The sequence below is a fragment of the Blastococcus sp. CT_GayMR16 genome (assembly GCF_004570875.1).
GTDB lineage: Bacteria > Actinomycetota > Actinomycetes > Mycobacteriales > Geodermatophilaceae > Blastococcus_B.
Genome location: NZ_SPQK01000001.1, coordinates 472,148 through 480,694 on the forward strand (window position 1 = coordinate 472,148; position 8,547 = coordinate 480,694).

The 8,547-nt window shown below is 73.4% G+C and carries 8 protein-coding genes and 1 pseudogene; 6 read left to right on the forward strand and 3 right to left on the reverse strand.

What is annotated here, in order from left to right:
• Positions 1-87 precede the first annotated feature (87 nt).
• The 4 genes from E4P38_RS02450 to E4P38_RS02465 all read left to right on the forward strand — a co-directional run bounded on the left by E4P38_RS02450 (position 88) and on the right by E4P38_RS02465 (position 3,536).
• A complete protein-coding gene (locus tag E4P38_RS02450) occupies positions 88-1,182 on the forward strand; it encodes an FAD-dependent oxidoreductase (RefSeq protein WP_135130099.1) in 1,095 nt (364 codons plus the stop codon).
• Between the two features lie 121 nt (positions 1,183-1,303).
• Complete coding sequence (locus E4P38_RS02455) at positions 1,304-2,236, forward strand: ABC transporter ATP-binding protein (RefSeq protein ID WP_135130100.1); 933 nt, start codon at positions 1,304-1,306, stop codon at positions 2,234-2,236.
• Positions 2,233-3,066 carry an ABC transporter permease gene (locus E4P38_RS02460; RefSeq protein WP_135130101.1) on the forward strand — a complete coding sequence of 278 codons (834 nt, stop codon included), beginning with the start codon at positions 2,233-2,235 and terminating at the stop codon, positions 3,064-3,066. The genes E4P38_RS02455 and E4P38_RS02460 overlap by 4 nt, the downstream gene beginning before the upstream one ends.
• A gap of 44 nt (positions 3,067-3,110) precedes the next feature.
• Entirely contained in the window at positions 3,111-3,536 is a 426-nt protein-coding gene (locus E4P38_RS02465; protein ID WP_209308888.1) for a hypothetical protein, read from the forward strand.
• Here the strand turns inward: E4P38_RS02465 and E4P38_RS02470 are convergent.
• Positions 3,458-4,627 (reverse strand): MFS transporter, encoded by a 1,170-nt coding sequence (locus tag E4P38_RS02470; protein WP_245160736.1) that lies wholly within the window; start codon positions 4,625-4,627, stop codon positions 3,458-3,460. The two genes, E4P38_RS02465 and E4P38_RS02470, sit on opposite strands and share 79 nt — an antisense overlap.
• Before the next feature lie 41 nt (positions 4,628-4,668).
• Between E4P38_RS02470 and E4P38_RS02475 the strand changes: the two genes are divergently transcribed.
• Positions 4,669-5,208 carry a DUF488 domain-containing protein gene (locus E4P38_RS02475; RefSeq protein WP_135130102.1) on the forward strand — a complete coding sequence of 180 codons (540 nt, stop codon included), beginning with the start codon at positions 4,669-4,671 and terminating at the stop codon, positions 5,206-5,208.
• A gap of 75 nt (positions 5,209-5,283) precedes the next feature.
• Here E4P38_RS02475 and pruA read toward each other — a convergent pair whose 3' ends face one another.
• Together pruA and E4P38_RS02485 are read right to left on the reverse strand one after the other, a co-directional pair.
• On the reverse strand, positions 5,284-6,909 hold the full coding sequence (pruA, locus tag E4P38_RS02480) for an L-glutamate gamma-semialdehyde dehydrogenase (RefSeq protein ID WP_135130103.1): 1,626 nt from the start codon (positions 6,907-6,909) through the stop codon (positions 5,284-5,286).
• A gap of 29 nt (positions 6,910-6,938) precedes the next feature.
• On the reverse strand, positions 6,939-7,865 hold the full coding sequence (locus E4P38_RS02485) for a proline dehydrogenase family protein (protein ID WP_245160741.1): 927 nt from the start codon (positions 7,863-7,865) through the stop codon (positions 6,939-6,941).
• A 162-nt stretch (positions 7,866-8,027) separates the two neighbouring features.
• On the opposite strand from E4P38_RS02485, the pseudogene E4P38_RS02490 reads away from it, so the two are divergent.
• Positions 8,028-8,547 (forward strand): annotated as a pseudogene (locus E4P38_RS02490) (PucR family transcriptional regulator); the annotation flags it as partial.

The window sequence follows — 8,547 nt, forward strand, 5'->3', positions numbered from 1 at the left end:
CCCACATTGCGCACGCGTCCCCGCACGCTTTCGGCCCGGCGGGGACCGTTGCGGAAGCCAACGGCGCCGTCCCGCGTTGGCCCTCATGTGAGCAGCACACCGGCCGGGCGGGACGTCGAGATCGTCGTCATCGGAGCCGGGCAGGCGGGGCTCAGCACCGCCTGGGCGCTCGCCCGGCAGGGGTTCGAGCCCGGCTCCGGTTTCGTCGTCCTCGACGCCGACGACAGCCCCGGCGGGGCGTGGCAGCACCGCTGGCCGTCGCTGACCGTGGGCACCACCCACCGCGTGCACGACCTGCCCGGGCTGCCCTTCGAGCCGGAGGCCGAGAGCCTGCGTGCCGCCGAGGTCGTGCCCGCCTACTTCGCCGAGTACGAGCGCCGCTTCGACCTCCCGATCCAGCGGCCGGTCCGCGTGCGCGCCGTCCGCCGCACCGACGACGACCGCTTCCGGGTGGGGACCGACTCCGGGGACTGGACGGCCCGGGCGATCGTCAACGCCACCGGCACGTGGACGCGGCCGTTCGTCCCCCGCTACCCGGGCCAGGAGCTGTTCCGCGGCCGTCAGCTGCACACGGTCGACTACCGCGGTGCCGCCGAGTTCGCCGGCTCGAGCGTCGTCGTGGTCGGCGGCGGGGCCTCGGCGACCCAGCTGCTCGGCGAGATCTCGACGGTCGCCGACACCACCTGGGTCACCCGCCGTCCGCCGGTCTGGCGGGAGGGCCCGTTCGACGAGGACCTCGGCCGGCAGGCGGTCGCGCTGGTCGAGGAGGCGGTGCGCGAAGGACGACGTCCCGGCAGCGTCGTCGGCGTCACCGGCCTGCTGACCTCGACGCCGTACATCCGCGACGCCCTCGACCGCGGCGTCCTGGAGCGGCTGCCGATGTTCGACCGCATCACCGAGGACGGCGTGGTCTGGGACGACGGCCGCAGCGTCCGAGCCGACGTCATCCTCTGGGCCACCGGCTTCCGCGCCGCGGTCACCCACCTCGCACCCCTGCACCTGCGTGCCCCAGGCGGCGGCATCCGGATGGACGGCACCCACGTCGCGGGGGAACCGCGGATCCACCTGGTCGGATACGGCCCGTCGGCCAGCACGATCGGCGCCAATCGCGCCGGCCAGTCGGCCGCTCGTCAGCTGCGCCGGCTGCTCCGCCCCGCCGGGGATCTCCCCCGCACCGCTTGAGTTCCCGGTTCAGGGGCGGTTCAGGGTCGGGTCAGGGCTTCCCCCGATGTGCCGGGGGACGTCGGGCCGACAGGGTCGTCCCCATGACTTCCACCCAGCGCCCGGGCAGCGGGTCGATCGCATGATCACCGCCCAGGGACTCACCAAGACGTACGGCCAGAAGACCGCCGTCGACGGCATCACGTTCACCGTCGAGCCCGGCCGCGTGACCGGTTTCCTCGGTCCCAACGGAGCCGGCAAGTCGACGACGATGCGGATGATCCTCGGCCTCGACCGCCCCAGTGCCGGCAGCGTGACCGTCAACGGGCACCGCTACGCCGACTCCCCCGCCCCGCTGCGAGAGGTCGGCGCGCTGCTGGAGGCGCGGGCCCTGCACCCCGGCCGCTCCGCCCGCGACCACCTGCGCTGGCTCGCCGTCAGCAACCGGATCCCGGCCGCGCGGGTCGACGAGGTGCTCGACCTCGTCGGCCTCGACGCGGTCGCCGGCCAGCGGGTCGGCAAGTTCTCCCTGGGAATGGGCCAGCGGCTGGGCATCGCCGTCGCGCTGCTCGGCGACCCGCCCGTCGTCGTCCTCGACGAGCCGGTCAACGGCCTGGACCCCGAGGGCATCCGGTGGGTGCGCACCCTGGCGCGGCAGCTGGCCGCCGAGGGCCGCACCGTCTTCGTCTCCAGCCATCTGATGTCGGAGATGGCGCTCACGGCCGACCACCTCGTCGTCATCGGCCGCGGCACGGTTCTCGCCGACTGCTCGATGAGCGAGTTCATCGCCGACCACGCCGCCTCCTACGTGCGGGTGCAGAGCCCGCAGCGCGGGGAGGTCGCCGACCTGCTGCGCCGGCAGGGGCTCGACGTCGACGTCCACGACGAGGAACTGCGGGTGCAGGGTCTCGACGCCGCCGCCATCGGTGAGCTCGTCGGCACGAGCGGGCTCCTGCTGCACGAGCTGACCCTCGTCCGCTCCTCGCTCGAGGACGCCTTCATGACCCTGACCGCCGACAGCGTGGAGTACTCCGCCCACGAGATGGCCCCGACCTCCGCTGGGATCGCCCGATGACCATGACCCCGACCTCGCAGACCGTCGTCCTCGACCCGAAGAGCAACGTCCCGGGGGTCCGGGCGCCCGGCTTCCCGGACACCCTCCGGGCCGAGTGGATCAAGTTCTGGACCGTGCGGTCGACCTTCTGGTCCACCGCGATGCTGTTCGTCCTCGGCGCCGGTCTCACCGCGCTCGTCTGCGCGCTCGCCGCCAAGGACATCGCGAGCGGAGCCGCCGGGGAGTCCGCGGGCTCCTTCGTGACCTGGGGGATGATGATCGCCCAGATCACCGCGATCGTGCTCGGCACGCTCGTGGCCACGAGCGAGTACGGCACGGGCATGATCCGCGCGACGCTCTCGGCGACGCCGCGACGCGGCGCGGTCCTGGCGGCCAAGGCGCTCGTGATCAGCTCGACGCTGTTCGTCGTCGGCACGGTCACGGCCTTCGCCGGGTACTTCGCGGGCAACTGGTTCCTGTCCCGGGAGGGCGTCGGGCTGGCGCTCTCCGACGACGGCGTCCTGCGGGCGCTGTTCGGCAGCGGCCTCTACATGGCAGGGCTCGGGCTGTTCGCGGCCGCCCTCGGGCTGCTGCTGCGCCACACCGCGGCCGCGCTGTCCGCCGTCCTGGCGCTGGTGTTCGTCGTCGGCAACATGGCTTGGCTGCTGCCCGGGACGTGGGGCGAGTGGATCGCCAAGGCGATGCCGGGCAACGCGGGCTCCGGGGTGGCCACACCGGTGTCGTTCAACCCGAACCTGCTGGGGCCGTGGACCGGCTTCGCGGTGTTCGCCGGCGAGGTCGCCGTCCTGCTGCTCGTGGCCCTCGTGGCCTTCCGGCGCCGGGACGCCTGAGCCCTCCTGTGCCCCGGCCCCCGCGGCCGGGGCACAGTTGTGTCGTGACCTCTCCCGATCCGGCCGCCGTCGGCCGTCGCCGCGCCGACGAGTTCCTCGCCCTCCTCGGTGCGGACGACGACGCCGCGACGGCGCTCCTCGACGGCCTGACCGACGTCCGCGACCTGGTGTTCGTCGGCGCCGGCCTCACCGCGATCGCCCGGGCCGAGGCCCGGGCGCTGCCGCCGGCGCAACGGGCGCAGGCCAACACGCGCCAGGAGCGGCTGGGCTCCGTCCGCGACGCGAACCGCAGCAACCCCGCGGGCCTGCGCACGTGGCTGCGGCAGGCCGGTGCGGAGATCGCGCTCATCCGCTCGCAGCAGGCGGTGGCCGACCGGGTGAATGCCGAGGCTCAGGAACGGACGGCGACCCGCGCGGCGGCCGAGGCCAGCGGCACGGCGGCTGCCAGCAGCGCCGCGACGACCACGTAGGTCCCGTCCAGCCCGATGCCGGCGGCGAGGAAGCCCAGGGCGAGGGCCCCGACGGCGGTGCCGGCGTCGAAGGAGATGTTCCACATCGCGCTCGCGGTGGTCGTGCCGCTCTCCCCGGCGCGAGCGAAGGCCGCGAGCAGGGTCAGGTTCTGCGTCGCGCCGAAGCCGGCGCCGAAGACGGCAGCACCGACGAGCACCCAGACCGGGCTGCCCCACAGCCCGCCCGCGACGAGCACCATGCCGATGGCCGACACGGCCAGTGCGAGGGGCAGGAGGAGCCGGCTGCCGAGCCGGTCGGCGAGCAGCCCGGCCCGCCAGCGGGTCACGGCACCGGTGAGGCCGAACAGCAGGAGCGCCACGGTGGCGAGCACGCCGTCCGGCCGTTCGATCGGCAGGAACGTGACCAGCCCGCCGCCGGCCAGGGTCACCACGAACAGCACCAGGGACGGCGTCAGGGCGGACAGCACCGCTGCCCGCCGCGTCCCCGTGGGCCCCGGTCCCGGCTGCGGAGCCATCGAGCGCACCAGCGTCGGGACGAAGGCGGCGCCCAGGACCGGCGACGCCGCCAGCCACGACAGCCAGCCGACGTGGCCGTCGAGCACGAGCGCCACACCGGCGGGAACGGCCACCAGGTTCGGGATCGCGATGGCCAGGCCGTAGAGGCCGATCGACTCACCGCGCCGTTCCGGCGGGGCCACCTGCGCGGCGAGGGTCGCCCCCAGCACGGTCAGGACGGCGAACCCCGCACCCCGCACCGCCGAGAGCGCACTGATCCACGCCACGCTGTCGCCGAGCACGTAGAACGGCGACGGCAGCCCCATCGCGACGAGCCCGGCGGCGAGCACCGGTCCGACGCCGAAGCGTGCGGTCAGCGACGGGACCAGCAACTGCACCGCGATCGTCACGACCAGCAACACGGCGGTGACGACACCCGCGGTGCTCTCGGCCGCCCCGCCCGCGACGGCATAGACCGGCAGCGACGCCAGCGTCAGGCAGTAGCTCGCGAAACCGAGGACGGTGACGCCGATGAGCGCCTGCATGCCCCGCGATCGCACCAGCGAGACGCGCTCCTCCACCGTTCCCCCCTTCACTCCGCGAGCATGTCAAAGGACCTGCGGGGTAGGCCGAGCGCATGCCACTGCTGACGGTGGGTCACGGACCGCAGGGACGGGAGGCCCTCGGTGCGCGCCTCGCCGCGGCCGAGGTCGGGCTCGTCGTCGACGTGCGCCGCTTCCCGGCCAGCCGGAACAACCCCGACGTCGCCCGGGAAGCGCTCGAGGAGTGGCTGCCCGCCCTCGGCATCGGCTACCGGTGGGACGAACGGCTGGGCGGCCGCCGCCGGCTCACCCCGGGGGAACCGGTCGCGGACGACTGGTGGACCGTGACCCAGTTCGCCGCCTATGCCGCCCACACCCGGACGGCGGAGTTCACCGCCGCCCTGGACCGGGTGCTGGACGACGTGGCCACCGCGACCGTCGCGGTGATGTGCAGCGAGAGCGTGTGGTGGCGCTGTCACCGGCGGCTGATCGCCGACGTCGCCGTCCTCGGCCGGGACATGCCGGTCACCCACCTGATGCCCGACGGCCGGCCGGCCCCGCACCGCCCGTCGGAGGGCGCGGTGGTCAGCGACGGCGTCGTCCGCTGGCCCGCCCGGAATGATCAGGAGACCTGATCATTCCGGGTCCTGGCTCAGCACCGACCGTGAGCCAGGACCCCTGATGATCAGGAGACCTGATCACCACGGGGCTCACGACATGTGCGGGTAGCGGTGGTCGGTCGCGGGGACGAACGTCTCCTTGATCGATCGGGTGCTCGTCCAGCGCTGCAGGTTCTGCGGGGCACCGGCCTTGTCGTTGGTGCCCGAGGCGCGGCCGCCACCGAACGGCTGCTGGCCGACGACGGCGCCGGTCGGCTTGTCGTTGACGTAGAAGTTGCCCGCCGCATTGCGCAGGAACTTCTGCGCGTGCGCAATCGCGGCACGGTCCTGGGCGATGATCGACCCGGTCAGCGCGTACGGCGCCACCGACTCCATCTGGGTCAGCACCGCGTCGTAGTCGGCGTCGTCGTAGACGTGCACCGCCAGCACCGGGCCGAAGTACTCGGTGCTGAACACCTCGTGCGCGGGGTCGGTCCCCTCGATGACGGTGGGCCGGACGAAGAAGCCTTCGCTGTCGTCGGCCGTGCCGCCCGCGACGACGGTCAGCGCGTCGTCGTCCTTGGCCCGGTCCAGGACACCGGAGAGCTTCGAGAACGACTTCCGGTCGATGACCGCGCCCATGAAGTTCGAGAAGTCGGTGACGTCACCCATCGGCAGGGAGTCGGTCGTCGCGATCAGGTCGTCGCGCATCCGCGCCCACACGCTGCGGGGGACGTAGGCACGGGAGGCCGCCGAGCACTTCTGGCCCTGGAACTCGAACGCGCCGCGGACCATCGCGGTGCGCAGCACGTCGGCGTCGGCCGAGGGGTGGGCGACGATGAAGTCCTTGCCGCCGGTCTCCCCGACGATCCGCGGGTAGGTGCGGTAGGAGGCGATGTTCTCGCCGACGGTCCGCCAGAGGTGCTGGAAGACCGGCGTCGAGCCGGTGAAGTGGATGCCGGCCAGGTCGCGGTCGGCCAGCGCGACCTCGGAGACCGCGACGCCGTCGCCGGTGACCATGTTGATGACGCCGGGCGGCAGGCCCGCCGCCTCGAGCAGCCGAATCAGGTGGTGCGCGGCGAACTGCTGGGTGGGCGAGGGCTTCCAGACGACGGTGTTGCCCATCAGCGCGGGCGCGGTGGGCAGGTTGCCGGCGATGGCGGTGAAGTTGAACGGCGTGATCGCGTAGACGAAGCCCTCGAGCGGGCGGTGGTCCACCCGGTTCCAGACCCCGGCGCTCGACTCGGGCTGCTCGGCCAGGATCTGGCGGGCGAAGTGCACGTTGTAGCGCCAGAAGTCGATCAGCTCGCAGGCCGCGTCGATCTCGGCCTGATACGAGGTCTTGCTCTGGCCGAGCATGGTCGCGCCGTTGAGCGTCTGCCGCCACGGGCCGGCGAGCAGGTCGGCGGCCTTGAGGAAGACCGCGGCCCGGTCGTCGAAGGACAGCTCGGCCCACCCCGGGGCGGCCTCCTTCGCGGCCCGGACGGCGTCCTCCGCATCACCGTGAGTGGCGTGCGCCGACGTCCCCAGGACAGCGGCGTGCCGGTGCGGCTGGACGACCTCGAACTTCTCACCGGAGGCCATCCGCTGGCGACCGCCGATCGTGCTCGTCAGCTCCAGGGTCTCGGCCGCGAGCTCGGGCAGCCGGGCCTCGATGGCGGCGCGCTCGGCCGAGCCGGGGGCGTAGGTCAGCACCGGCTCGTTGTGCGGGGCCGGAACGCGGGTGACGGCGTCCATGGTGCGGACCTCTCTCAGGACTCAGTAGTTCAGGAGCGGGTGGCGAGGGAGCGGAGGAAGAAGCCGACGTTGGCCGGGCGCTCGGCCAGCCGGCGCATGAAGTAGGCGTACCAGTCGCTGCCGTAGGGAACGTAGGCGCGCACCTGCGTCCCGGCCGCGGCCAGGCGGCGCTGCTCGTCGGGGCGGATGCCGTAGAGCATCTGGATCTCCCACGAGTCGGCGGTCCGCGAGTGCTGGGCGGCGAGTTCGTGCGCGCGCTGCACGATCGCCGGGTCGTGCGACCCGACCATCGGGTACCCCGGGCCGGCCATCAGGATCTCCAGGCACCGGGCGTAGGCGGCGTCGACGTCCTTCTTCTTCTGGTGCGCGACGCTCGGGGGCTCGTTGTAGGCGCCCTTGACCAGCCGCACCCGGGAGTCGGTGACGGCGAGGGCCTTCGCGTCGTCCTCGGTGCGGAAGAGCATCGCCTGGAGCACCGCGCCGGTGCCGGGGTGCTCCTTGCGCAGGTCGGCGAGGGCCGCGAGCGTGGAGTCGACGGTCGTGTGGTCCTCCATGTCGAGGGTGACCGTCGTGCCGATCGTCGACGCCGCCTCCACGATCGGCCGCGCCAGCTCGAGCGAGATGTCGTGGCCGCCGAGCCCGAGCGCCTGCCCGCACGCCGACAGCTTGATCGACACCTCGGCGGCGGGCCCGAGGCCCAGCGGCGCGAGACCCTCGAGCAGGGCGAGGTAGGCATCCCGCGTGCGGACGGCCTCGGCGCGGGTGGTGATGTCCTCGCCCAGGAAGTCCAGGGTGACCTGGACGCCGTCCGCGCTCAGAGCCCGGACGGCCGCGAGGGCGTCGTCCAGCGTCTCCCCCGCCACGAAGCGGTTGACGACCTTGCGGGTGGCCGGGTTGCCGGTGACGGCGCGGCGCAGCCCCGGACGGCGGGACGCGGCGAGCAACGCCTTCTGCATCAGCACGGACTGGCCTCCTGGCCGGGGGAAGCGGACACCCCGACGCTAGGCACTCATCCCCCGTGGGGCCAGGGACAGATGTCCAGAGTCGGCGCCCGTGCTCTCATACACTTGTATGACGCTGGGGGCCGTCATGGCCCTAAGGCCGGATAAGGGGGCGCGGTGCGGGACGACCTGCAGGAGCTCGTCGACGAGGTGTCCCGGCTGCTGGCCGCACCGGCCACGCTGGAGGACGCCGAGTTCACCCTGCTCGCCTTCTGCGCCCACGACGACAGCCGGTCCGAGGCGATGGACGCCGTCCGCACCCGGTCGATCCTGACCCGCGGCTCACCGGCCGCCACCCGCGCCTGGTTCGAGGAGTTCGGCATCGCCGCGGCCGAGGCGCCGCTGCGCACACCCGCCGAAGAGAACGCCGGGATCCTCACCCGGCTGGTCATCCCCGTCCGGCACGCCGGACGGACCCGGGGCTATCTCTGGCTCCTGGACGGCGGCCGCATCGACCCCGCGGACGACGGCGACCCCGCGCTCGCCGCCGCGGTCGACCTGGCCGCAGAGGCCGGCCGGCCCGCCACCGCCGCTCCCGGTGCCGCGTCGTCCTGCGCTACGCCGACGGGACGGAAGCCGACGTCACCTTCCTCGGCCCGGCCGGCGAGCCGTCCCCGTCCCGGCACGGTCTGGACCG